Source organism: Pantoea sp. M_9 (assembly GCF_008631385.1).
GTDB lineage: Bacteria > Pseudomonadota > Gammaproteobacteria > Enterobacterales > Enterobacteriaceae > Pantoea > Pantoea eucrina.
On record NZ_VWUF01000002.1, the window covers coordinates 477,697 to 499,733 of the forward strand.

A 22,037-nucleotide genomic window follows, 5' to 3' on the forward strand; every position below is an offset into this window, starting at 1 on the left:
GCCTGCATAACAGAAATTCAGCGTACGCTGCCTTCGTCACGGTCGCTGAGTTCAGAAAGCGACACTTCAACAAACGGCATGTTATCCAGCCTGTCACCGTAATCCTCACTGACGTCAGGCAGGCTGGTGAACTGACCATCAACAAACAGAAAACTCAGGTGCCGTTCAACCTCTTCCAGCAGCTCATCCACCTCTTTGGCGGTTTCACCCTGAGCATCTTTACCATCCAGTTTCCAGCGAAAATGATTACCCACGATTTCTGCGCTGCCAATATCAACCACTTTGGCATCGATATTTTCTAATAGCAGACGCTGGCGGGCAAAATAAAGCAGATAGGGCATCCGATCGCGATTAATTTCAGACATACATTACTCCTGAATAATATTTCAGTGCAGGAAATAGTTGCGTACAGCATATACCGACCAGTAAACCGCGTTCAGGCCCAGCCAGGCCCAGCAGCCCCAGTAGGCAACCGGTTCACGCCGGGTACGCAATTTAGGCAGAAATGCCAGCAAATAACCCGCCGCCGCAATAAGCGCAACGAAATAAAGAAATTTCATGCTTTCTCCTGATTATTTATCATCAGGTAAGCATAGTCAGATTAACGCATTTGTGGAGCGCCGCGCCGGATATCCGGCAATGAGTTTTTCCAGTGCCGCTGCGCTTGTTTCGTCTGCCGGTACGTAAACCAGCAGGCGGTCGCCATTACGTGAAGCGGACCACCAGTTATTCTGACGCAGCGTAAACTCCCCGGTTTCCGCCCGCCAGAAGCGCTTAACACGATTCTCCACTTTTCCCAGCTCGTAACGCTGCCAGGTTTGTGCAAATTCATCAGAACTGTTAATCAGGCGGGTCAGAAAGCTCTCCCAGTGCGGATCGCCAAGGTGTTCGCCCATCTGGCCGCGGAACATGGCCACCATCTGCGGCATGACCTCATCCCAGTCGCGCATCATGCCGCGCCAGCCAGGATGATTAAACGCCAGCCAGATACAGTTGCGATCCTCAGCCTCTACGCTTGCCAGATCAATACCCATTAGCGCACACCACGCAGCGTTGTAGCCAATGATGTCAAAACGCGGTGTCTCAATAATGGCCGGCAGCTGAATGGCATCCAGCATCTGCTGATTATGCTCAGCGAGTTTGCAGCAGGCGGCAACCTGGGGGGCGGGCAGTTTATGCCCGGCGAGCGAGAAAAGATGCTGCGTTTCAACGTCATTACACTGCAGTGCTGAAGCGATCGCCGTCAGCGTTTTCAGCGACGCTTTAATATCGCGGCCCTGTTCCAGCCAGGTGTACCAGGTGACGCCGACATCAGCCAGCTGGGCGACCTCTTCGCGGCGCAGGCCCGGCGTGCGCCGCTGGCGCATACGCGGCAGACCCAGCCTGACCGGGTCGAGGTTTTCCCGTCGGGAACGCAAAAAGGCTCCCAGCAGTTTACGATTCGTATGAACCTCTTTTTCAGCAAAGTTTACAGCGGGTTGCATTGCCATCAGCGCTACCTCTCCGGCCAGACGGGTGGTTTTAATACCATGATAATCAAAAACTGGTACCCGGTTATTTTTCAGCAGATGCTATGCCGCTCTGAACAGGAAAACAAGGTGAAACTGATGCACACTCCGCAACTTCGTCAGGCGGGTCTGATGGTACTGCTGGCCGGGCTGTTACTGCCTATGATCGACTTCTCTATCGTTAACGTTGCGCTGGATGCAATGGCACATAGCCTGCAGGCAACGCCCACCGAGCTGGCGCTGATTGTTGCTGTTTATGGTATCACTTTTGCCGTTTGCCTCGCGATGGGGGGACGGCTGGGAGATAACTATGGACGGCGCCGGGTTTTTATCAGCGGCGTCGCGATCTTTGCCCTGGCTTCGCTGCTGTGCGGTATGGCAAGCGGAGCCGGGATGCTGATGTTTGCCCGCGCGCTGCAGGGGGTGGGTGCGGCACTTATCGTGCCGCAGATCCTGGCAACGCTGCATATTACGCTGCAGGGCAGGGAGCATGCGCGGGCGATTGGTCTCTATGGCGGAATGGGCGGGCTGGCGTTTGTGATTGGTCAGGTGCTGGGCGGCTTTCTTATCAAAGCCGATCCGGGTGGATATGGCTGGCGCAGCGTGTTTCTGATTAACCTGCCGATCTGTCTGGGTGTACTGATGGCTGCGCGCCGCTTTATACCGGAAACCCGTAATACAACCCGCGTACCGGTTGATATCAGCAGTGCGCTGCTGCTGGGCGGATCTACGGGCGCGCTGATGCTGAGCCTGGCGCTGGGACCAGTGCTGAACTGGCGCTGGCCGTGCGTGCTGTTACTGCTGCTGGCGCCGCTGTTTTTGCTGCAGCTGCGGCGGGTCTCTGTGCGTGCTGAAGCGGCAGGCCGTTTACCGCTGCTGCCCCCGTCACTGCTGCGTTTGCCCGGCGTGCGTTTCAGTCTGACGCTTGCCGTTATTTTTTTCTCCTGCTGGAGCGGGTTTATGTTTGTCATGGCTCTGACGCTGCAGTCCGGGCTTGGCTTCAGCGCCCTTGACTCCGGTAACGCTTTCATAGCGCTGGGGGTAGCCTATTTTATCGGTGCTATGCGTTCGACCGCGCTGGTCACGCGCTTCGGCACGCGCGCAATGCTGCTGGCGGGCTGTGCTATTCAGATCACCGGCCTGCTGGCGCTGATGGCAACCCTGCAGCTCCGGTGGCCGCAGGCGGGTATTCTTGCGCTGGCGCCAGCCACGGCACTCATTGGATTTGGTCAGTCTTTTATCGTCAGTACCTTCTACCGTATTGGCATGCGCGATATTCCGCCTCATCAGGCGGGCGCCGGCAGCGCCATGTTGTCGACCGTGCAGCAGTCGGCGATGGGGCTGGGACCGATGCTGCTGGGCGGCGTGTTCAGCCATTTCAGCCAGACCGGCTCCTGGCTGAGTGCCATCAGCGGTACGCTGGGGACTGAACTGCTCTCCATGCTGGTACTGGTGGCGATCGCCTTATTGCAGCATGACAACGCGGCAACCACACCCGCAGAGGGATAACGTTCACGGTGACGGCGGCGTTTCCGGCAGACGCTGGCCGCTCTGCGCATCGAACAGATGGATTTTTTCCATGCGCAGCGCAATCGTCAGCGGATCGCCGCTGCCGGCTGCGTGACGACCGGATACCTGCATATGCAGCGTGTGCCCGTGCCACGTCAGGTGCAGCAGCGTGGATTCTCCGGTGATCTCCGTAACGGCGACCTGAGCCAGGCTGCCCTGTGTCGCCGGTATCAAATCGTGGGGGCGGATGCCAATCATCAGCGCGGCCCCGTCCTGTGCCGCTTGCTGCCAGCGTGGCGGAAGCGGCTGCCAGAGATCTTCACATTCGATGCCGGGTACGCCATCCCGCGTCACCAGACGTGCCGGCAGCAGATTCATCGGAGGCGAGCCGATAAAGCGGGCGACAAACAGATCCGCAGGACAATCGTAAATGCTGAGCGGGGCGCCCTGCTGAACGATCTGACCTTCGCGCATCACCACAATCTGATCGGCCAGCGTCATCGCCTCGACCTGATCGTGCGTGACATAAATCATGGTGGTTTTAAAACGCTGGTGCAGTGCTTTGATTTCCGCCCGCAGCTCCATGCGCAGCTGAGCATCAAGGTTAGAAAGCGGTTCATCAAACAGGAAAACCTGAGGATTTCGCACCATCGCCCGGCCCATCGCCACGCGCTGACGCTGGCCGCCGGAGAGGGCGCGCGGGTAGCGCTGCAGCAATTTATCGATACCGAGAATAGCGGCCACGCGCGCAATCTTACTCTGCTGCTCCGCGCGGCCCACCTTTTTAACCTGCATATGAAAGGCGAGGTTTTCAGCCACGGTAAGGTGCGGATAGAGCGCGTAGCTCTGAAACACCATTGCCATGTCGCGATCGGCCGGATCGCGATCGCCAATCGGTATATCGTTCATCAGAATGGTTCCCTCTGACAAACTATCCAGCCCGGCCAGCAGCCTTAGCAGCGTGGACTTACCGCAGCCGGACGGGCCGACCAGTACGGTAAAACTGCCATCGGGAATGCTGAGACTAAGCGGATGCAATACCGTCTGTTTGCCGTAGCGTCTGGCGACGCTGACGAGCTCAATACTGGCCATAAATTACCTCTCCTCTGCAGAAAATGGCAGCTGTTGCCAGCCGGGATAGCGGCGCGGCTGCGTGCTGATCGCCTGTGATGCCACGGCAATGCCCCACTGCAGCGCGCGGCTCAGCGGCTGCTGATGTAACAGCGCGGTGAGAAAGCCGGCGTTGAAACTGTCACCGGCTCCTATGGTATCCACGACGGTGACGGGAGTGGCAGGCTGTTCCAGCCACTGCGCACCCTGCCAGCAGACGGCACCTGCACTACCGCGCTTCACCACGCAGCCGCCACGTCCGCTCAGGGTTTCCGCCAGTTGCCGTGCGCTCTCCGGCAGCGTTGCCGCCGCGCCGAGGCCCAGCGTCTCTGCTTCATTCAGTAACAGCCAGTCGCAGAACGGCAGCCACTGCGCAACCTGCTGCCGCACTGCCGTGCTCCAGCCCTGCGGAGGCCAGCCGGTATCTACGGCGATCGTAAAGCCGCGCTGGCGCAGCGCCTGCAGCAGCGCGGCATAGTGCGTAGTGAGTGCCAGACAGAGAAAAGTGCCGCACAGCAGGACAATATCTCCCGGCGAGGCACGCAGCGGGATTTGATCCAGTACGTCATCCACGCTGAGTTGCGCCACGTGACCAAAATTGCTCAGAAACGAGCGCTCGTGATCGCTGTGCGTAATGCCAACGGTGACAGAGGTTTCGCAGGCGTAGCGTCTCCAGTGCGCCGCACTGTGGGGAAAGTAGCCCGCCAGCCAGGCGCTGAGGCCATCATTCCCCTGATTAGCGACAGCGCGATGGCGGACCTGCATCGCTTCCAGCGCCAGCGCACAGTTACCCGCTGAGCCGCCCGGACGCAGTTCACTCTGAGGGAGCATGACTTCAGTGCCGCGCTGTGGCCAGCTATCCAGTGTACCCATGATTAAATCGGCGTTAACGTTGCCAGCGACGTAGAGCGTTGCGTTATAGTCAGTTGTCATCCTTTACTCCCGCCGCTGGCCAGACCGCTCACCAGCGTTTTCTGCAGCCAGACAGCAATTAACAGAGGGGGAACCGAAGCCAGAATGCCAACCGCAGCAATCAGCCCATCATCGGTTGCGCGTCCGGCAGTAAAGCCGGCAATGGTCACCGGCAGCGTTTGCGCCGTAATATTGCTGGTGAACAGCAGAGCATAGAAAAATTCATCCCACGCCAGCAGCCAGCCAAACAGCGCTGCGGCGCCCAGAACCGGTTTTGCCAGCGGCAGCGTGATGCGCAGCAGCACCTGCCACACCCGCAGGCCATCAAGCCGCGCTGCCTGTTCGATATCACGCGGCAGGGTGTCAAACTGGTTTTTGAGCATCCAGGTCAGAAACGGCAGGATCAGCGAACAGTAAACGATAATCAGACCCGGGCGGGTGTTCAGCAGATCCAGCTGCTGCAGCAGAAAGTAGAGCGGCAGGACAAAGGCCACCGGCGGCACCATATAGATGGCCAGTGACGCAAACAGCCAGCCGTCGCGTCCGGGGTAGCGCGAAAAGCTGAAAGCGGCCGGGATCGCCAGCAGCAGACAGACCAGCGTTCCGCCCGTGGCTACCAGCAGACTGTTACCCAGCGCATGCAGAAACAGGGGTCCCGGTTCACCCGGGGCCAGTGACAAAAGCCGGCCGTAGCGGCTGAAATCCCACTGGCGCGGTATCCACTCCAGCGGCACGCGCGTCAGGTCGCTGGTGGCGCTGACGCTCATCAGAAACAGCCAGCCCATCGGGGCCAGAACCGACAACGCCACGGCGGCTGCCGCCACATATTTAGCCACAGATATCATCTTACGCTTCATGCGCACTCCCCCGGCGACGCTGCCGCCACAGCAGCAGCATATAGAGCGCGATCAGCACGGCGCACAGCAGCGTCATCAGGATGGCATAGGCCGCCCCGCTGCCGGCGCGCAGATAACTGAACGACTCCTGATAGACGTAGAAACTGAGCGTTTTGGTGCTATCCACCGGCCCGCCCCGGGTCATGACATAGATGATGTCGAATATTTTGAACGCATCGATAGTGCGCAGTACCAGCGCCACGCTGAGCGCCCCGACAATGGCCGGAAAGGTAATGGCGCGAAACCGTCGCCAGGCTGAGGCGCCGTCCAGGCGCGCTGCCTCGAAAAGATCGTCCGGAATCGACTGCAGCGCGGCCAGCACCAGCAGCGTGACCAGCGGATAGTTCTTCCACACATCAGCAAACATCACGGCGTTAAGCGCTGAGTCGGGTGAACCCAGCCAGCTGCGATAGCCATCCAGGATACCGAGCTGTGTCAGCAGCGCGTTCACGCTGCCGTAGTCCGGATTAAAATTAAGCCGCCACATCATCGCGTTAACAATCGTCGGCAGCGCCCACGGCAGGATCACCAGCACGCGCAGCACGTTGCGGCCGGTAAACCGCTGATTAAGCAGCAGCGCCACCAGCACGCCAATGACACCCTCGAAAGCAACCGACACCAGCGTAAAATAGAGCGTGCGCCACAGCGAAAGCCGGAAATCGGGATCGCTTAAGGCGTACAGGTAGTTCTCCACGCCGATCCAGCCGGGCGCATCGCCGCTGCCTATCAGGGCTGCGTCGGTAAAACTCAGCCAGATGGTCCGCATCAGCGGCCAGGCGGTAAGCAGCAGCATGACCAGCAGCATGGGGGCCAGCAGCACCCACGCCTGCCGTCGCTCACGTTGACGCAAACTCAGCATGCCCGCTCCTTAGCGCAGCCGCGCGGCGCTTTTATCGAGCGCCTGGATGGCGGCTTCCGGGGTCGCGCCGCCGGTCAGCACCTGCTGCAGCTGCTGCTGCAGCGTGCTGGAGAGACGCGAATAGTCCGCGGTTTCAGGACGTGATAGCATTACGCTCAGCGACGTATCCGCTGCTTTAATCAGGCTCTCCTGATATTTCATCACCGCCGCATCCTGATAAGAGCTTTTCCAGATAGGCAGGCTCAGACGAGCATAGTTGTTCTGCACCGGCTGAGAGGTCATGTACCGGATATACTGCCACGCCTGATCGGCATGGGTGCTGCCGCTGGCGATACCGAGCCCCATTGAGCCGTTGACCGCGCCCGCTTTGCCTGGCGCATCGCCGGGTGCAGGCATAATGCCAACCTGACCTGCAACTTTACTCTGTTTTACATCGTTGGCCATGTTGTACATGTAGGTCCAGTTCAGCGCGAACGCGGCGTCGCCGTTGGAGAACGCTTTGCGCACATCTTCTTCCAGATACTCACGTGAGGCGGGGTTAGTCAGTCCGTCATCAAGCGAGCTTTTCATCAGTTTGACCGCCTGCAGGGAAGCGGGGTTGGAGAAATTAAGCTTGCCGTTTTGATAGAACTGCCCGCCAAAGCCGGAGACCAGCGTGGTGTAGTCACACACCAGCGCTTCCGCCTGCGACCAGCTCCACACCAGCGGATAATTCACGATCTTTTTCTCTTTAATAATGCGCGCGTCATCCATTACCTGCTGCCAGGTTTGCGGCAGGTCGCGGATGCCCGCTTTCTCCAGCATCGCTTTGTTGTAGTACAGATATTTGGTATCCAGAATCCACGGCATACCGAGCGTTTTACCGTTGAACACCACGGTTTTAAGCGCGCCGGGGAAAATCTGCGCCTTATCTTCGGCACTGATACGGCTGCTGACATCCTGCAGCAGGTTAAACTTTGTGAATTCTGCCGGCCAGATCGCATCAAACAGCACCACGTCGTAGCCATTTCCGCCTGCACCCCGTGCCGCGATAATCTTGTCGTGCAGCGCTTCATACGGCACAAACTCAAGGTTGACTTTTACATCCGGATTCGCTTTTTCAAACGCCTGCGTCATAGCGCGAATGTCGCTCTCGCTATAGGCTGCCTGAGTCATAAACAGCGCGTTGAGTGAGGTGGCCGCCGACGCGCTGGCAGCGCTGGCGAGCAGAAACAGTGCCAAACAACCGTGAACCGATTTTTTCATGATATGTCCGCCTGAAAGCTGTGAGAGATTAATTAAATCAATTTGATTGATTTAATAACGTGCGCAAAAGTGTGCGTCAGTTGCCATGCCACAGAAAGGTAAGCAAGCGATGTGCCAGAAACGATCTGCTGCGGGTCCTGCTTCTACTTTGCACGTTTTCCCGCCGCTGTCAGGTAAACAGGTTGTAAACTGTGCCAGCGATCATAGATATTGTTGCGGTGGCAGAGCGGCCAGGCGCGAAAAGGAAACAGCACGATGAGAACATCAGGGACTAACCTTGAACACGCGCGGGCGCATAACCGGCGCGTGATCATTGAGGCCATTCGCCTGCACGGTGAACTGACACGGGCTGAGCTGGCGCGGCTCACGGCCCTGACCGCGCAAACGGTATCTAATATCGTCGCTGAACTTGAACAGGCGGAATTGCTGATAAGCCACGGACCGCGACGTCAGGGACGTGGACAGCCCGCTATTCCCGTCACGCTGAATCCGGCCAGTGCGTTCTCAATCGGTATTCATCTTGATCACCAGACGCTGCTGATGGTGCTGGTGGATTTAACCGGCGAGATCCATTTTCGCCGTCTCATTTTGGTGCAAAAACCGGAGCCTGCTGCCACGCTGGCGCGCATCGCCTCGGTACTGAACGAGATTAAGTCGCAGCCGGGTATCCGCTGGCACAAGGTACTGGGTATCGGCGTTGTGATGCCCGGGCCCTTTGGCGTTGAGGGGCTCTCTTCGCTGGGGCCGACCACGCTGCACGGCTGGGAGGATGTCGATATTGCAGGCGAGCTGGCGGCACTCAGTCAGCTGCCGGTGACGCTGGAAAATGATGCCACGGTAGCGGCAATTGGCGAACGTTTTCACGGCGTGGCGCGTCATCTTAATTCGTTTATCTATCTCTACATTGGTACCGGGCTGGGTGCAGGCATCATTGTGGATGGTCACGTCTGCAGCGGTGATGCACATAACGCCGGTGAAATCGGCCATATGGTGGTGGATCCCGGCGGACGCGACTGCTACTGCGGCAATCAGGGATGTCTGGAGCGTTACGTCTCGCTGCAGGCAGCCTATGAGTTCTGCGGGCTTGATCCCATGACCGCGCTGCCGGACGATCTGCTGGCGGTGCCGGCAGAGCTGTTTGACGCGTGGATTACCACTGCGCTGACGCCGCTGCGCCAGGCCATTAATATGCTGGAGTGCATCTTTGACGCGGAGAGCGTAATCATTGGCGGTATGATGCCCGCCGCTCTGCTGGAGAAGATCGTTGCGCGCCTGCCGCCGCTTTACCAGTCTGTGCGCGGGCGCTACCTGACCGCCACGCGCATACGTACCGGAATGAGCGGCAGTGATACCGCCGCGCTGGGTGCGGCAGCGCTGCCGCTGTTTGATGAGTTTAATCCGCAGTTTCAGGTATTAATGAAATGAGCATGCCGATGCGCCAGGCTGGCGCCGGTAATCCTGCGCGGCGTCTGCATACGCTTTAGCCGTTTATTGCGCCAGTGCGAAAAAATCTGTGCGGCCCGTTTCCTGCCGGCGTTATTTTATTTACATTGCCAGCAACTTTTTGCTGACCCAGCGGACTCTGCAATGACTACTCCTGCCTTACCGGTAATCTGCCTCGATCTCGGCGGTTCATTTATTAAACTTGGCGTGATGACGCAGGCTGAACAGATCCAGCTGCTCGATCAGCAGCCGATGCCCGCCCGCTCCTGGGACACGTTTTGCACTGCCGTCAGCGATACAATCGCCAGACATCAGGCTCATTTCAGCGCGCACTCCCCGGTCGCGGTTTCCACCGCCGGGATTGTAGCGCCGCTGAGCGGCGAAATGTTTGCCAGTAACATACCCGCCTTTCACGGGCGTCATATGGCGCAGGAGCTTGGCGCATATTTGCAGCGTCCGGTCACGGTCCATAACGATGCTGACTGTTTTGCCGTTGCGGAGGCGCTGGCCGGGGCAGGGCAGGGGCATAAAGTGGTGCTGGGCGCTATCCTCGGTTCAGGCGTGGGTGGCGGACTGGTTGCAGATGGCCGGCTGATCACCGGTCAAAATGGCTTAACCGGTGAGTGGGGACATGGCCCGATCACGCTGCGCGAAGTTGACATCGCAGGCAAAACGGTTGCCATACCGCGTCAGCCGTGCCCGTGCGGTCAGAGCGGCTGTCTTGATACCTATGGCGGAGCGCGCGGTCTGGAAACCCTGCACCGCGTGCTGCATGATGAAACGCTCAGCAGCAAAGCGATCGTTTCACGCTGGCAGGCAGAGGAAAACCTGGCGCAGCAGACGCTGGAGGCGTGGCTCCAGCTGGTGAGTGAACCGCTGGCCTACACCGTTAACATCACCGGAGCGAGCTGCGTCGCCGTCGGCGGCGGGCTCGCCTCCGTTGTTCCGCTGATAGCTGCCCTTAACGAAGCGGTGCAGCAGCGGGTGCTGCACCGTACCCCGCAGCCGCTGGTGATCCCCGGCCGCCATGCTCATCAGGGTGGCATGCTGGGTGCGGCGCTGCTGGCGCTGGCTCACTGAGCCGCCAGTTTTTGCTGTAAAAACGCAATAAACTGCCGGTGGATCTCGCTGCGCTGGCGATGCTGCGGATAGAGTGCATTAAGGTGCAGCGAGGCGGGCTGCCACGCATCCAGCACGCGTATTAACGCGCCGCTGGCCAGCGCCGGCGCCACAATAAATTCCGGCAGCAGGATCAGCCCCAGCCCGGCAATCGCCGCATCGCGCAGCATTTCACCATTATTGCTGACCATCGGCCCCTGGACTGCAACAACGCTGCGCTGCCCGTCCCTGAACAGCTCCCAGCCCTGCTGACTTTCGCGGCCGTAGCGCAGGCAGCGGTGCTGCGACAGCTCCGAAGGCGTCTCCGGCGCTCCGGCGCCCTGAATATAGGCGGGGCTGCCGCAGATCACCCGCCGGAATTCGCCCAGCCTGCGTGCGATCAGGCTGGAGTCGGACAGGGTGCCGATACGAATAGCCATATCAAACCCTTCCCCCACCATATCAACATGGCGATCGGCCAGCTCAACCTGAAACTGCAGGCCGGGATGCAGCGTGAGGAATTCAGCAATGTAGGGGGAGAGATGCGTAATGCCAAACGACATCGGCACGCTCAGGCGGAAGTTGCCCTGCAGAGCCTGATGACGGCCGGACACTGCCAGTTCCGCTTCCTGTACATCATCCAGTATGCGCTGTGCGTGATGCGCAAACAGCAGGCCATTTTCTGTCACCGAAAGCTTGCGGGTATTCCGGTTGAGCAGGCGGGTGCCCAGCGCCGCCTCCAGTGCCGCCATACGGCGGCTGACATACTGCTTTGAAAGCATCAGCTGTTCAGCGGCTGCACTGAAATTGCCCGCATGGATAACAGCAACGTAAATACGAAGATCGTCTATCTGCATAGTGTCCACTAAATCGTGACAGTGATTGTCATTTCAGTACATTGTTGAGCAAATAAGTTTACGTATACTGAATCACATCAGGAAGCAAAATCGTTTCCCTTACTTATTCAGGAGCAGATCATGATTGAACAACGCCTTTCAAATCAGCGCGGTACCGGCGATCACGGCTGGCTGTATTCACGCCACACTTTTTCCTTTGCAGGCTACCGCGATCCACAGCAGGTGGGCTTCTCTGATCTGCTGGTGATTAACGACGACCAGGTTGCACCCGGTCGCGGCTTTGGTGCCCATCCGCACAACAATATGGAGATCATCTCCTATGTGCTGGAAGGTGCTCTGGAGCACAAAGACTCAATGGGTACCGGTTCTGTTATCGTGCCGGGTGATGTGCAGCTGATGAGCGCTGGCAGCGGCGTGACGCACAGCGAGTTTAATCACTCGAAAAGCGACAACGTGCATTTTCTGCAGATCTGGATTGTGCCGGCAGAGCGCAATACCGCGCCAGGCTATCAGCAGGTTTCCGTGGCGGAACAGGATAAGCGCGGCAATCTGCGTCTGATTGTCTCTCCGCAGGGCGAGTCCGGTTCGCTGCAGGTGCGACAGGATATGCGCATTTATGCCGGCCTGTTCAGCGGTGATGAGCAGCAGACGCTGACGCTGGCAGCCGATCGCTACGCCTATATTCACGTTGCGCGCGGCAGTGTTGAGGTTAATGGCGTGCGCTTCAGCGCGGGCGACGGCGCGCGGGTGCGTAATGAAACGGCGCTGACTTTTGCGAAGGGTAACGATGCCGAGGTGCTGGTGTTTGATCTGCGTCCGCTTGAAGTGAATCATCCTCAGCGTTAATAGCCAAAAAGGGTAGCGTGCTGCGGCGCGCTACCCTTTATTCATGACTCTTCTCCATTATTTCTTCACCATTGGCTGTTTTATCAGCGCTTAATTCGGAGCCCGGACAGGGCCAGGCTTAAATAAGAATTTTTACCTTTCTTAAATTTCTGCAGCACTTTAAATTCTCATCCTGAGACCCATGCTGCCTGCCGGCAAAGGGCGATCAAATAACTAACAACATTAACCTGATTGCATTCCATTATTAAATGGTAATGAGGATTTTGATGACTTTAAAACGCAGCTTTAATATTGCCGCCGTACTGGTGCTGGCTTTGTCTGTTACCGCATGCAGCGGCATGTCTCATCGTGGTAAAAATACCGCAATTGGTGCTGGTGTCGGCGCCCTGGGCGGTGCTGTGCTGACCGGCGGCAGTACCTTCGGTACGCTGGGCGGGGCGGCTATTGGCGGACTGATTGGTCATGAAGCGAGCCGCTAAACAGTAAAGTTAACAGGACGCGCGCGATTCCATGATGGCGCGTCCTGTTAATAAATACGCTTGTTTCTGTATTAAGCGTCGCGATTACACAACGACACGGAATTAATACATCATCAGCTTTAATCAATATTAAGCTGATGGATAGCCAGCACGGCCCGTGCGGCTTCTTTTCCTTTCTTAATAAAATGTTCGGTATAAAATGATTCCAGTTCATTGACCGGCTGAAAATTATGTGGCGTCAGTGAAACAGAAAACACCGGTACGTTGGTACTGAGCTGCACGCTCATCAAACCGTCAACCACTGCCTGCGCAACAAAATCGTGACGGTAAATTCCGCCATCCACCACCAGCGCGGCGCAGACGATAGCGTCAAAACGACCGGTCTCAGCCAGGCGCTTTGCCAGCAGCGGCATCTCAAAAGCACCGGGCACATCATAGGTTTTCAGCACGCTGTCTGCGCCCTGCTCGTTGAATTCACTGACAAATCCTGCCAGCGCATTGTTCACAATATCTTTATGCCAGCCAGCCTTGATAAAGGCGATTTTAATCTGTTCCATAAGTCTTCCGTCATTTGCCAAAGTAGAGTAGGCGGATAATCATCCGTAAATTTTCATCATTTTCATTAACATGAGTGTGTATAACATAGCCTGATTGCGCGATCCACTTCGTTGCGATGCAGGTTTTTCATGTCACCTCCGGGCCGAAATCACACTCCGGACATAGGGTAAAAACGAAAACTATTTTGAGTCGTTGCTAAGCTCTCAAAGCTGCTCAGGAACATCCGGTATTAAACGCTTTTCACCCATTAGCCCGTTAGCGATATCAATGGCAATTTTCACCCCCTGTTTAACTTTGTTCGATGCAAATTTTCCGATCCCGAATATTCGTCCATTGCATAGAGAAAACATCGGTTATCCCCCAAGAGTAACTCGATCAAGGGCTTAACTAAAATCTGACCTCTTGACCACTTTTATCAGGTAGGTGATAATATGACCTCATAACCACAATTAGTGAGGTTAGTATGAAAGTCCTGAATGTAGCCGAATCGAAAGCTCGTTACTCTCAGGTTTTGAGCTCAGCAAGTAGCGGTGAAAGTTTCATCATTGCTAACCACGGCGATCCGATAGCCATGATCGTTCCTTATAAATCAGCGCCTCTGTTAAACCGTGTTGGCTTTCTGGATCACAAAAAGTATGCCATTCCTGAGAATTTCAACGATTTCATGTCAGATGAAATTCAGTCGATGTTTGAAGGTGGCAATGACTAGTCCTGTAAGAACGCGGAACATCTTTAATCGCTATCTTCTTGATACTCACTATCTTATCTGGGCTTGCGCAGACTCTAAGCGTCTTCCGCAAGCCTGTTTCGATCTGATTGTTGATCCCTTAAATGAGCTCTATTTTTCCGCCGCATCTATTCATGAAATCGCCATAAAATTCGCATTAGGGAAACCTCATTTTACGGTTGATCCAGAGGAGATTTTGCGCGGCTTGCTCGCAAACGGTTATAACGAACTTCCCATTTCATCACATCACACCGTAAGTCTTAAACGTTTGCCTCGTGATATGCACGGCGATCCGTTTGACCGGCTGATCGTTGCTCAGGCGAACATGGAGGCGCTGACCTTAATCACGGATGATGAAAAAATTATTCGGTATTGTTCAGATTACATTCCGATGAAAACGTTCTGATAAAAACACCCCCGTCCCGAGCGGGTTTTTTTATGGTCTAAATTCATGCCTGAAACACTGACCGGGATCGAGTGGGGCGGCGTGCCTGGTCGCACCTTCGGCAAGGTTCATTACCGCAGCATTACCCGCACACAGGAAGCAGCCAAAGCCCTCGCTGCGACGAATTAAGGCTTTGAGTCTTTCATGATCCCAGACGTAAACGTGGCATTACATTCTCTGCTTTTCCTGGAAAATATATTAATTTAATGCGATCTCATTTCTGGTCTCAGACGCCGATAAGCCAGAAAACCGCGTTCAGAACGGCTTCTAAATTATTGTTTATAAGTAAGGAGAAGCCTTAAACAGCCGTTTTTTGCAGTGCAAAATTTAAGCCTTCGAAGAGAGCCTTAAAAGGCTCTCCTTGACGGCGTGATGCGGCTTGAATAAAACTAAAGATGTCGGGGGAGTCTCGCCACAGAGACTGAGAGGCTGATAGCGCAACCGCGCGGTTCAGCGACCCTTTGAACCTGACCCAGTTGATACTGGCGTAGGAAGACTGAGGGCGCCAGACCGGTGCCGTCCGGAATGCTGCCGCAAACGGCTGCATCTCCTTATCTCCCTTCCTGTATCCGCGGGTCTCAGTCAACACTGAGAGGCCGATGTGACCCTGTTTTTTTATCCGGAAAACCGACAATGAGCCGCTGGAGCGTCTTAGGCGCAGGCGTCAGCGGGCTATGCGTGGCAACCCTGCTGGCGGAACGCGGTGAATCTGTTGAAGTGATCGATGACGCGCAGCGTCCGCCCGCATCCTGGTATGCCGGTGGCATGCTGGCGCCCTGGTGTGAAGCAGAAAGCGCGCCCGCTGAAGTAATTTCACTGGGTCAGCATGCCGCGCGCTGGTGGCAGCAGCGCGTAAGCTGCGTTGAGCATCAGGGCACGCTGGTGCTGGCTCCGCCACGCGACAGTCAGGAGCTGAACCGTTTTGCGCGCCTGACTCACGCGCATCAGTGGGTCAATCCGGCAGAAGCAGAGCCGGCGCTGGAAGATCGCTTCGCACGGGGGCTGCTGTTTGCGGGCGAAGCCCATCTCGATCCCCGGCTGGCGCTCACTGAGCTGCGCCAGAAGCTGGAGGCGCACGGAGCAACGTTCCATCACTCTGCGCCTTCCGGCCAGATCATCGATTGTCGTGGCATTCATGCCCGCGACGCGCTGCCCTCGTTGCGGGCCGTGCGCGGTGAAATGATCATCTTAAAGAGTCAGGATCTGCACTTTTCGCGGCCGATTCGTCTGCTGCATCCGCGTTTTCCCTGCTATCTGGTTCCGCGGCGTAACGGCTGCTTTATGCTGGGTGCCACCATGATCGAGAGCGACGATGACAGCGCGATCAGCGCCCGCGCCATGATGGAGTTGCTGAGCGCCGCCTGGGCGATACATCCGGCGCTGGCTGAAGCGCGCATTATTGAGAGCGCCAGCGGTCTGCGGCCCGCCTGGCCGGATAACCTGCCCGAAATTCGTTATGAAAACGGTATTTATTATCTTAACGGCATGTATCGCCACGGCTTCCTGCTGGCGCCGATGCTGGCAGAGCAGCTGATGCAACAACTGATTCAGGAGACCCCTTATGCAAATCCAGCTTAACGGACAGATCGTCGAAACCCAGGCGCAGACAGTGAGCGAACTGCTGCAGGAGCAGCAAATCGACGCCAGCTGCGTGGCGACAGCGTTGAATGGCAACTTCGTGCCCAGAAGCGCTTACTCCCGTCAGCCGCTTGCAGCAGGCTGCCAGCTGGAAGTCCTGTCACCGATGCAGGGAGGGTAACGCATGTTTTATGACTTTACGGGCGCATCGCGCTTTCTGCTGGGTACTGCAGGGTATCCGTCACCGGCCATTCTGCAGCAGGCGATAGCGGCGGCGGGCAGTGAAATTATTACCGTAAGCCTGCGGCGTGAGGGCAGTGCGGGTGCCGCGTTTCGCCAGCTGCTGGCCAGCCTTAACGTTCGCGTACTGCCCAATACCGCAGGTTGCCACACGGTGAAAGAGGCGGTAACCACGGCGCATATGGCGCGCGAGCTGTTTAATACTGCCTGGATCAAACTTGAGGTGATTGGGCATGCTGATACGCTGCAGCCCGATCCGTTTGCGCTGGTGGAAGCCGCACGCATCCTGTGTGCTGAGGGATTTAGCGTGTTTCCCTATACCACGGAAGATCTGATTGTTGGCGAGAAACTGCTGGCTGCCGGCTGCGAGTTACTGATGCCCTGGGGCGCACCGATTGGCTCAGGGCAGGGCCTGCGTAATATTGACGGATTGCGCGCCATGCGGGCGTGGTTTCCGGATACGCCGCTGATTATCGATGCCGGGATCGGTGCACCCTCCCAGGCGGCGCAGGCGATGGAGCTGGGCTTTGACGGCATTTTGCTTAACACTGCCGTCGCGAAAGCGGGCGATCCTATCCGCATGGCAGCGGCGTTCAGCCAGGCCATTACTGCGGGGCGCAGCGCCTGTGAGGCAGGGCTGATGGAAAAGCGCGATATGGCGATGGCGTCAACGCCGGTATTTGGTCTGGCCACACTAAGCTGAGGAGAACAGGATGGAACGCTATCAGCGACAGATGATACTGCCGGAAATCGGTGAATCAGGGCAGCGTAAGCTGGCGCAGGCGCGCGTGCTGGTAGCCGGCGCGGGCGGTCTGAGCGCGACGCTTCTGCCGCAGCTGGTGGGGGCCGGCGTGGGGACGCTGCGTATTTATGATGCCGATGAAGTGGCGTTGCATAATCTGCATCGCCAGACGCTCTTTACGCAGCAGGATGTCGGGCACTCAAAAGTGCTCAGCGCGCGTCAGGCGCTGACGCAGCGTAATCCTGAGGTCAATATCGAAACCTGCGCACAGGCGCTGACGGCCAGCAACATCGCGCAGGCTATGGCTGACTGTTCGCTGGTCATCGACGCGGCCGACAATTTTGCCGTGACCTGGCAGCTTTCAGACGCCTGCTATGCGACCGGCACACCGTTTATCAGCGCTTCAGTGCTGGGCCGGCAGGGCTATGCGGGCGGATTTTGCGGAGGTGCGCCCAGCTACCGGGCGCTTTTTCCCCGGCTGCCGCGTACGGCTGCCAGCTGCAACACGGCAGGAGTGATGGGGCCGGCTGTGGCCGCGCTTGGCGCCATACAGGCGCAGATGGCGCTTACGGTACTGCTTGATCTGCAGCCATCTCCGCTGGGATTACTGGTTAACTGCGATTTTGTGAACTGGCACTTTCGCGCGTTTCGCTTTGATGAAGCGCAGGAGCCTGTCGTGCCGGGCGTGCCCTTTATCGACTGCTCGCTGCTTACCACGGCAGATTGTATTGTTGAGCTACGCAGCCGGGATGAAGCGCCCCATAGCGTGGCAAGCCAGGCTGAGCGTATTTTACCGGCAGATCTGGCGGCCTGGCAGCCACCCGCTGGCCGGCGCATCGTGCTGGTTTGTGCCAGCGGTATACGCGCCGCACAGGCGGCCAGCGAGCTGGCGGAGCGGGGCTATACGGACCTGGCGATTCTGGCGGCCAGCAGCGGTTAGCCGGCGGCAAGTTTTTCGGAAAATACTGGAATCCTGTGACTGTTATCACATGAGAAGCCACGCTAAACTAAACGCTTCTCATTTTGCTAAGGGATGATCGTCACAATGCTTTCACGTTTTACACTGGCTTCTTTAGCCGCTGCCTTACTGCTTACCGGCTGCGCCCGTCATCACGCTGATGAGATTGCCAGCACCGCGCCGGCAGAGGTGAGTGCTGCCGCACCGATTGAGAACAGCAACACCGACACGCCCTTTGCCAGCGGACCTACGGTGATCAACGTTTCACACCTGGTTACGCGCACGGATGATGGATCGGCTGTGTATGTCACCGTTGACGGCCAGGAAGCGGGCATGCTGAAAAAAGGTGAGAATAAAGAGATCCGCGTTGCGGCAGGCAAGCATGAAATTGGCGGCTATGTACAGACGCTGTTTGGTTTTGGCAAAGTCACCATCCCGGGCGTTGATATCACCACGGATGCGGCTAAGCCGAAACATGTGGTTTATTCAGTGACCCGCCAGCGTCCGCAGTTCAGTGAAAGCAGCACGCCTCCCGATAACTCCTGAGAAAGTGCGGTGCTGCAGCACCGCTCCCTCCCGCGATATTCATGTGCCTGTCTGACATCAGCTCAGCAGCGCATGAATAACATCGATGACATTGATTACCACAATAAACAGCACAATGTGCGTGAGCAGGTTGCGCGATCGGGGTCTGGAATAAGACATTATCTATCCTGAATAGTTAGCCTGACAAATATGTGCTGTTGCTTACTATTACTGATTCAGAATAAGAATACCATGCCAGACCATCTTAAACCGGAGGCGGATAAGGGTTACGCGTCAGGAAAAGCTGACCGGCTCTGGTTTGGCAGCCTGGAGGCGACAGAGAATAGAGAGGAATCCGAACGGGATTATCCGTGGTACTGGCGCTGATAAGCGGGATATTACCGGTTAACCGGTGTCTCAGTCATTAATCTTTGCCCGGCAGCGACACGCTGTTTTGCAGATGCTGACGTAAGTGATGGTGCAGGGCGCGAATCGCTGGCGAGAATTGCCTGCGGTGCGGACAGATCAGATGCAGCGGCGTCGCCTCCCCTTTCACCTCAGGCAGAATCAACTCCAGCCTCCCCTGATGTACATCCTCAGCCACGTCCAGCCAGGACTTATAGGCGATACCCATTCCTGCCAGCGCCCAGCGGCGTGCGACTTCCGCGTCATCACACAGAAGGCGACTTTTTACCGTGATAAGCTGCGCGCCCTCCGCCTGCGGAAAACTCCATTTATCATACACGTGGCCTCCCATCATAAACGGCAGACAGTGATGGCGGGTGAGATCGGTCAGCGCGGCAGGCCGGCCATGTTCAATGAGATAATCGGGTGATGCGACCAGTACCCGCCGGTTATTTTCAGCCAGCGGCAGCGCAACGTAGCTGCTCTCCTCTAATTTGCCGTAGCGAATAGCGATATCTACCGGATCGCGGAAGACGTTACTGACCTGATCGGAGAGTGAAAGGCGCAGCTGCAATCCGGTATGCTGACGGCAGAAACGGGTCAGTAAGGGCAGCAGGATATGCCGCCCGATATCAGATGGCATCGCAATTTTCAGTTCACCGCGCAGTTCGTCGTCATGACGCTGCAGACTCTCTGCACCTGCCTGCATCAGCGCCAGCATCTCCTGTGCAAAAGGCAGATAGCGCTCACCCTCGGCGGTCAGCCGCAGACTGCGCGTTGAGCGTGCAAACAGGCGGCGATCGAGATCGCGCTCCAGCCGCTGAATCGCCGCGCTGACCTGACCCGGCAGCAGGTTTGCTTCGCGCGCGGCACGGGAGAAGCTGCCCAGCGCAGCTGAGCGGACAAACAGCGTAATATCTTCGAGACGAACCATGACGTTTTTACCTGGCAAACCGGATTTTCACTCTACGAGTGAAAGTCTTCCCCTGCAACGTCGATTTTTCCATGCGCCATTGCCCGCTATGCTTGATGGGTACTCAGAAAATCTGTCAATTACCATGGAGATAAGGCATGAAAGCCATTGTTTATAGTCAGAACGGCTTACCCATTTCGGATGAAAATGCGCTGTATGACGCTGACGTTGCCAAACCTCAGCCGGGCGCCCGCGATCTGCTGGTCAAAATCAATGCCATTGCGGTGAATCCGGTCGACACCAAAGTACGTAAAGGCGCCGCCACTGAGCAGCCGCGCATTCTGGGCTGGGATGCCGTCGGTGTGGTAGAGGCGGTGGGTGAAGCGGTTACGCTGTTCAGCCCGGGCGATGAGGTGTTTTATGCCGGCGATATCAGCCGGGCCGGCAGCTACGCAGAGTATGGTCTGGTGGATGAGCGCATCGCCGGCCACAAACCGCGCTCCCTGAGCGACGCCGATGCGGCTGCGCTGCCGCTGACGTCACTTACCGCGTGGGAGCTGCTGTTTGACCGTCTTGAGGTGCAGGCGGATGAGAACGCAGCGCTGCTGATTGTGGGCGCGGGCGGGGGAGTCGGCTCTATTCTCACCCAGCTGGCACGCAAACTCACCGGGCTGACAATTATCGGTACGGCATCACGCCCTGAGACTGAAGAGTGGGTGCACCAGCAGGGTGCGCATCACGTTATCAATCATCACCAGCCGCTGGCGGAGCAGCTGCGTGCGCTCGGCATTGACACGGTGAAGTATGTTGCGTCGCTGACCCATACCGACAGCTACTATACGCAGCTGATTGAGGTGCTGGCGCCGCAGGGTAAGCTGGCGCTGATTGACGATCCGGAGACGCTGGATGCCATGCCGCTCAAGCGTAAAGCGATTTCATTACACTGGGAGCTGATGTTTACGCGCTCGCTGTTTGAAACGCCGGATATGCAGCGCCAGCATGAGATTCTGCAGCGTATCAGCCAGCTGATTGATGATGGCACCCTGCAGACTACCGCCGGGGAGCATCTCGGCAGCATCAATGCGGCTAACCTGCGCAAAGCGCATGCGCTGATCGAGAGCGGACGCGCGCGCGGCAAGCTGGTGCTTAGCGGTTTCTGATAACGTGATTCACCCGGCACGGAGCGGCCGCTTCGTGCCTGTTTTCGGTCAGGAAAACGTCACCCGCCGACTTAAGCTAATCTGATGGCCGTCGTAATTTTCGCTAACCCCCTAACTATTATAAGAATTTGCTCTGCAAATCGCGGCTGCCGCTCTGGCTGAATGCTGCGGGTCATGATATGACTGCTCTCTCTGCTTTCAGCCTTCCGGAGAGAATTATGTATAAGCGAATTTCACTGGCTCTGCTGCTCTCGTACTGCGCTATTCAGTCAGCCGCGGCGCAACAGACGCTGCGTTTTGGCGTCGATCCCACCTTTCCGCCCTTTGAATCTAAAGCCAGCGATGGCTCGCTGCAGGGGTTTGACATCGATCTCGGCAACGCCATTTGTGCCCAGGCCAAAGTGAGCTGCAAATGGGTTCAGATTGGTTTTGATGGCGCTATTCCGGCGCTGCAGGCGAAGAAGTTTGACGCGATTTTATCAGCCATGTCGATGACGGAGAAACGACGCGAGCAGGTTGCATTCAGCGATATGCTTTATGTCACCCCCAGCGCGCTCATCACCCTGGCTGACAGCGCCCTGACTGATGACATCGCCACGCTGCGCGGTAAAAACATCGGCGTAGCGCAGGGGACTATTCAGGAAACCTACGCGCAGACTTACTGGGCACCGAAAGGCGTCAGCGTGGTCTCCTATCCCAACCAGATGGAGATTTATCCCGATCTCGTTGCCGGGCGCCTTGATGGCACGCTGGCGAATGCGGTGTCTGCCGATCAGGGCTTCCTGAATACCGCAGAAGGAAAGAAATATGTGAATAAAGTGACCCTGACCGATAAAGCCGTATTAGGTAACGGCGTAGGAATCGGGCTGCGCAAAGATGATGTCGCAAATCTTAAGCTGATTAATGCGGCCCTGGCAGAACTGCACCGCAACGGTACCTACGATCGTCTGGCGCAGAAGTATTTCAAATATAAAGTTTACCCCTGATCGGGCTCTGTGGATCCGTTATCTGCCAGCAGGAGAAT

Annotated in this window: 25 protein-coding genes and 1 riboswitch; of the genes, 14 read left to right on the forward strand and 11 right to left on the reverse strand. The window is 57.0% G+C overall.

Going from position 1 to position 22,037, the window contains the following annotated elements; genetic code table 11:
* Positions 1-17 precede the first annotated feature (17 nt).
* From F3I15_RS06075 to F3I15_RS06080, 3 genes are read right to left on the reverse strand one after another with little or no spacing between them, the layout of a single operon-like run.
* A complete protein-coding gene (locus tag F3I15_RS06075; protein WP_071668401.1) occupies positions 18-365 on the reverse strand; it encodes a hypothetical protein in 348 nt (115 codons plus the stop codon).
* 21 nt (positions 366-386) lie between these two features.
* Positions 387-560 (reverse strand): hypothetical protein, encoded by a 174-nt coding sequence (locus F3I15_RS18175; RefSeq protein ID WP_190314939.1) that lies wholly within the window; start codon positions 558-560, stop codon positions 387-389.
* Positions 561-596: 36 nt separating this feature from the next.
* Complete coding sequence (locus F3I15_RS06080) at positions 597-1,490, reverse strand: helix-turn-helix transcriptional regulator (RefSeq protein WP_370513333.1); 894 nt, start codon at positions 1,488-1,490, stop codon at positions 597-599.
* A 117-nt stretch (positions 1,491-1,607) separates the two neighbouring features.
* Here F3I15_RS06080 and F3I15_RS06085 point away from each other — a divergent pair, with 117 nt between their 5' ends.
* Positions 1,608-3,017: an MFS transporter gene (locus F3I15_RS06085; protein ID WP_150017210.1), complete on the forward strand. Its 1,410-nt coding sequence runs from the start codon at positions 1,608-1,610 to the stop codon at positions 3,015-3,017.
* Positions 3,018-3,020: 3 nt separating this feature from the next.
* On the opposite strand, the gene F3I15_RS06090 is transcribed toward F3I15_RS06085, so the two are convergent.
* The 5 genes from F3I15_RS06090 to F3I15_RS06110 are packed head-to-tail and all read right to left on the reverse strand — an operon-like array spanning position 3,021 to position 8,039.
* Positions 3,021-4,109, reverse strand: coding sequence for an ABC transporter ATP-binding protein (locus F3I15_RS06090; protein WP_150017057.1), 1,089 nt, complete (start codon positions 4,107-4,109; stop codon positions 3,021-3,023).
* A gap of 3 nt (positions 4,110-4,112) precedes the next feature.
* Positions 4,113-5,060, reverse strand: a complete 948-nt coding sequence (locus tag F3I15_RS06095; RefSeq protein WP_150017058.1) for a carbohydrate kinase family protein — start codon at positions 5,058-5,060, stop codon at positions 4,113-4,115.
* Positions 5,057-5,896 (reverse strand): carbohydrate ABC transporter permease, encoded by an 840-nt coding sequence (locus tag F3I15_RS06100; protein WP_150017059.1) that lies wholly within the window; start codon positions 5,894-5,896, stop codon positions 5,057-5,059. Before F3I15_RS06100 ends, F3I15_RS06095 begins: the two co-directional genes overlap by 4 nt.
* A complete protein-coding gene (locus F3I15_RS06105) occupies positions 5,886-6,794 on the reverse strand; it encodes a carbohydrate ABC transporter permease (protein ID WP_113655311.1) in 909 nt (302 codons plus the stop codon). The genes F3I15_RS06100 and F3I15_RS06105 overlap by 11 nt, the downstream gene beginning before the upstream one ends.
* Before the next feature lie 9 nt (positions 6,795-6,803).
* Entirely contained in the window at positions 6,804-8,039 is a 1,236-nt protein-coding gene (locus F3I15_RS06110) for an extracellular solute-binding protein (RefSeq protein WP_150017060.1), read from the reverse strand.
* 255 nt (positions 8,040-8,294) lie between these two features.
* Here F3I15_RS06110 and F3I15_RS06115 point away from each other — a divergent pair, with 255 nt between their 5' ends.
* Together F3I15_RS06115 and F3I15_RS06120 are read left to right on the forward strand one after the other, a co-directional pair.
* Complete coding sequence (locus tag F3I15_RS06115) at positions 8,295-9,464, forward strand: ROK family transcriptional regulator (RefSeq protein ID WP_150017061.1); 1,170 nt, start codon at positions 8,295-8,297, stop codon at positions 9,462-9,464.
* A gap of 162 nt (positions 9,465-9,626) precedes the next feature.
* Positions 9,627-10,562: an ROK family protein gene (locus F3I15_RS06120; protein ID WP_150017062.1), complete on the forward strand. Its 936-nt coding sequence runs from the start codon at positions 9,627-9,629 to the stop codon at positions 10,560-10,562.
* Here F3I15_RS06120 and F3I15_RS06125 read toward each other — a convergent pair.
* Complete coding sequence (locus F3I15_RS06125) at positions 10,556-11,437, reverse strand: LysR family transcriptional regulator (protein ID WP_150017063.1); 882 nt, start codon at positions 11,435-11,437, stop codon at positions 10,556-10,558. The genes F3I15_RS06120 and F3I15_RS06125 overlap by 7 nt on opposite strands.
* Before the next feature lie 120 nt (positions 11,438-11,557).
* Between F3I15_RS06125 and F3I15_RS06130 the strand changes: the two genes are divergently transcribed.
* Entirely contained in the window at positions 11,558-12,283 is a 726-nt protein-coding gene (locus F3I15_RS06130) for a pirin family protein (RefSeq protein ID WP_150017064.1), read from the forward strand.
* A gap of 266 nt (positions 12,284-12,549) precedes the next feature.
* The gene (locus F3I15_RS06135) at positions 12,550-12,762 is read left to right on the forward strand and encodes a glycine zipper 2TM domain-containing protein (protein WP_040113630.1); all 213 of its coding nucleotides are present in this window, start codon (positions 12,550-12,552) and stop codon (positions 12,760-12,762) included.
* 119 nt (positions 12,763-12,881) lie between these two features.
* Here F3I15_RS06135 and F3I15_RS06140 read toward each other — a convergent pair whose 3' ends face one another.
* A complete protein-coding gene (locus tag F3I15_RS06140) occupies positions 12,882-13,319 on the reverse strand; it encodes a 6,7-dimethyl-8-ribityllumazine synthase (protein WP_150017065.1) in 438 nt (145 codons plus the stop codon).
* A 464-nt stretch (positions 13,320-13,783) separates the two neighbouring features.
* Between F3I15_RS06140 and F3I15_RS06145 the strand changes: the two genes are divergently transcribed.
* The 7 genes from F3I15_RS06145 (at position 13,784) to F3I15_RS06175 (ending at position 18,556) form a co-directional block, all read left to right on the forward strand.
* Entirely contained in the window at positions 13,784-14,029 is a 246-nt protein-coding gene (locus F3I15_RS06145; protein WP_150017066.1) for a type II toxin-antitoxin system Phd/YefM family antitoxin, read from the forward strand.
* Positions 14,022-14,453, forward strand: coding sequence for a type II toxin-antitoxin system VapC family toxin (locus F3I15_RS06150; protein ID WP_052246551.1), 432 nt, complete (start codon positions 14,022-14,024; stop codon positions 14,451-14,453). The genes F3I15_RS06145 and F3I15_RS06150 overlap by 8 nt, the downstream gene beginning before the upstream one ends.
* A 429-nt stretch (positions 14,454-14,882) precedes the next feature.
* Positions 14,883-15,003: riboswitch (TPP riboswitch) on the forward strand.
* Between the two features lie 122 nt (positions 15,004-15,125).
* Positions 15,126-16,070 carry an FAD-dependent oxidoreductase gene (locus F3I15_RS06155; protein WP_150017067.1) on the forward strand — a complete coding sequence of 315 codons (945 nt, stop codon included), beginning with the start codon at positions 15,126-15,128 and terminating at the stop codon, positions 16,068-16,070.
* Positions 16,054-16,251 (forward strand): sulfur carrier protein ThiS, encoded by a 198-nt coding sequence (gene thiS, locus F3I15_RS06160; RefSeq protein WP_040113622.1) that lies wholly within the window; start codon positions 16,054-16,056, stop codon positions 16,249-16,251. Before F3I15_RS06155 ends, thiS begins: the two co-directional genes overlap by 17 nt.
* A gap of 3 nt (positions 16,252-16,254) precedes the next feature.
* A complete protein-coding gene (locus F3I15_RS06165; RefSeq protein ID WP_150017068.1) occupies positions 16,255-17,013 on the forward strand; it encodes a thiazole synthase in 759 nt (252 codons plus the stop codon).
* A 10-nt stretch (positions 17,014-17,023) separates the two neighbouring features.
* Complete coding sequence (locus F3I15_RS06170; RefSeq protein ID WP_150017069.1) at positions 17,024-17,992, forward strand: HesA/MoeB/ThiF family protein; 969 nt, start codon at positions 17,024-17,026, stop codon at positions 17,990-17,992.
* Between the two features lie 105 nt (positions 17,993-18,097).
* Complete coding sequence (locus tag F3I15_RS06175; protein WP_150017070.1) at positions 18,098-18,556, forward strand: hypothetical protein; 459 nt, start codon at positions 18,098-18,100, stop codon at positions 18,554-18,556.
* Between the two features lie 403 nt (positions 18,557-18,959).
* On the opposite strand, the gene F3I15_RS06180 is transcribed toward F3I15_RS06175, so the two are convergent.
* The gene (locus F3I15_RS06180) at positions 18,960-19,874 is read right to left on the reverse strand and encodes a LysR family transcriptional regulator (protein ID WP_150017071.1); all 915 of its coding nucleotides are present in this window, start codon (positions 19,872-19,874) and stop codon (positions 18,960-18,962) included.
* Positions 19,875-20,011: 137 nt separating this feature from the next.
* Between F3I15_RS06180 and F3I15_RS06185 the strand changes: the two genes are divergently transcribed.
* Entirely contained in the window at positions 20,012-21,013 is a 1,002-nt protein-coding gene (locus F3I15_RS06185; RefSeq protein WP_150017072.1) for a zinc-binding alcohol dehydrogenase family protein, read from the forward strand.
* Positions 21,014-21,231: 218 nt separating this feature from the next.
* On the forward strand, positions 21,232-21,999 hold the full coding sequence (locus tag F3I15_RS06190; protein WP_150017073.1) for a transporter substrate-binding domain-containing protein: 768 nt from the start codon (positions 21,232-21,234) through the stop codon (positions 21,997-21,999).
* Positions 22,000-22,037 lie beyond the last annotated feature (38 nt).

What these genes read in the sequence shown, in the direction of transcription:
- F3I15_RS06075 (WP_071668401.1), bottom strand. Translation starts at nt 365, where the DNA reads ATGTCTGAAATTAATCGCGATCGGATGCCCTATCTGCTTTATTTTGCC.
- F3I15_RS18175 (WP_190314939.1), bottom strand. Translation starts at nt 560, where the DNA reads ATGAAATTTCTTTATTTCGTTGCGCTTATTGCGGCGGCGGGTTATTTG.
- F3I15_RS06080 (WP_370513333.1), bottom strand. Translation starts at nt 1,490, where the DNA reads ATGGCAATGCAACCCGCTGTAAACTTTGCTGAAAAAGAGGTTCATACG.
- F3I15_RS06085 (WP_150017210.1), top strand. Translation starts at nt 1,608, where the DNA reads ATGCACACTCCGCAACTTCGTCAGGCGGGTCTGATGGTACTGCTGGCC.
- F3I15_RS06090 (WP_150017057.1), bottom strand. Translation starts at nt 4,109, where the DNA reads ATGGCCAGTATTGAGCTCGTCAGCGTCGCCAGACGCTACGGCAAACAG.
- F3I15_RS06095 (WP_150017058.1), bottom strand. Translation starts at nt 5,060, where the DNA reads ATGACAACTGACTATAACGCAACGCTCTACGTCGCTGGCAACGTTAAC.
- F3I15_RS06100 (WP_150017059.1), bottom strand. Translation starts at nt 5,896, where the DNA reads ATGAAGCGTAAGATGATATCTGTGGCTAAATATGTGGCGGCAGCCGCC.
- F3I15_RS06105 (WP_113655311.1), bottom strand. Translation starts at nt 6,794, where the DNA reads ATGCTGAGTTTGCGTCAACGTGAGCGACGGCAGGCGTGGGTGCTGCTG.
- F3I15_RS06110 (WP_150017060.1), bottom strand. Translation starts at nt 8,039, where the DNA reads ATGAAAAAATCGGTTCACGGTTGTTTGGCACTGTTTCTGCTCGCCAGC.
- F3I15_RS06115 (WP_150017061.1), top strand. Translation starts at nt 8,295, where the DNA reads ATGAGAACATCAGGGACTAACCTTGAACACGCGCGGGCGCATAACCGG.
- F3I15_RS06120 (WP_150017062.1), top strand. Translation starts at nt 9,627, where the DNA reads ATGACTACTCCTGCCTTACCGGTAATCTGCCTCGATCTCGGCGGTTCA.
- F3I15_RS06125 (WP_150017063.1), bottom strand. Translation starts at nt 11,437, where the DNA reads ATGCAGATAGACGATCTTCGTATTTACGTTGCTGTTATCCATGCGGGC.
- F3I15_RS06130 (WP_150017064.1), top strand. Translation starts at nt 11,558, where the DNA reads ATGATTGAACAACGCCTTTCAAATCAGCGCGGTACCGGCGATCACGGC.
- F3I15_RS06135 (WP_040113630.1), top strand. Translation starts at nt 12,550, where the DNA reads ATGACTTTAAAACGCAGCTTTAATATTGCCGCCGTACTGGTGCTGGCT.
- F3I15_RS06140 (WP_150017065.1), bottom strand. Translation starts at nt 13,319, where the DNA reads ATGGAACAGATTAAAATCGCCTTTATCAAGGCTGGCTGGCATAAAGAT.
- F3I15_RS06145 (WP_150017066.1), top strand. Translation starts at nt 13,784, where the DNA reads ATGAAAGTCCTGAATGTAGCCGAATCGAAAGCTCGTTACTCTCAGGTT.
- F3I15_RS06150 (WP_052246551.1), top strand. Translation starts at nt 14,022, where the DNA reads ATGACTAGTCCTGTAAGAACGCGGAACATCTTTAATCGCTATCTTCTT.
- F3I15_RS06155 (WP_150017067.1), top strand. Translation starts at nt 15,126, where the DNA reads ATGAGCCGCTGGAGCGTCTTAGGCGCAGGCGTCAGCGGGCTATGCGTG.
- thiS (WP_040113622.1), top strand. Translation starts at nt 16,054, where the DNA reads ATGCAAATCCAGCTTAACGGACAGATCGTCGAAACCCAGGCGCAGACA.
- F3I15_RS06165 (WP_150017068.1), top strand. Translation starts at nt 16,255, where the DNA reads ATGTTTTATGACTTTACGGGCGCATCGCGCTTTCTGCTGGGTACTGCA.
- F3I15_RS06170 (WP_150017069.1), top strand. Translation starts at nt 17,024, where the DNA reads ATGGAACGCTATCAGCGACAGATGATACTGCCGGAAATCGGTGAATCA.
- F3I15_RS06175 (WP_150017070.1), top strand. Translation starts at nt 18,098, where the DNA reads ATGCTTTCACGTTTTACACTGGCTTCTTTAGCCGCTGCCTTACTGCTT.
- F3I15_RS06180 (WP_150017071.1), bottom strand. Translation starts at nt 19,874, where the DNA reads ATGGTTCGTCTCGAAGATATTACGCTGTTTGTCCGCTCAGCTGCGCTG.
- F3I15_RS06185 (WP_150017072.1), top strand. Translation starts at nt 20,012, where the DNA reads ATGAAAGCCATTGTTTATAGTCAGAACGGCTTACCCATTTCGGATGAA.
- F3I15_RS06190 (WP_150017073.1), top strand. Translation starts at nt 21,232, where the DNA reads ATGTATAAGCGAATTTCACTGGCTCTGCTGCTCTCGTACTGCGCTATT.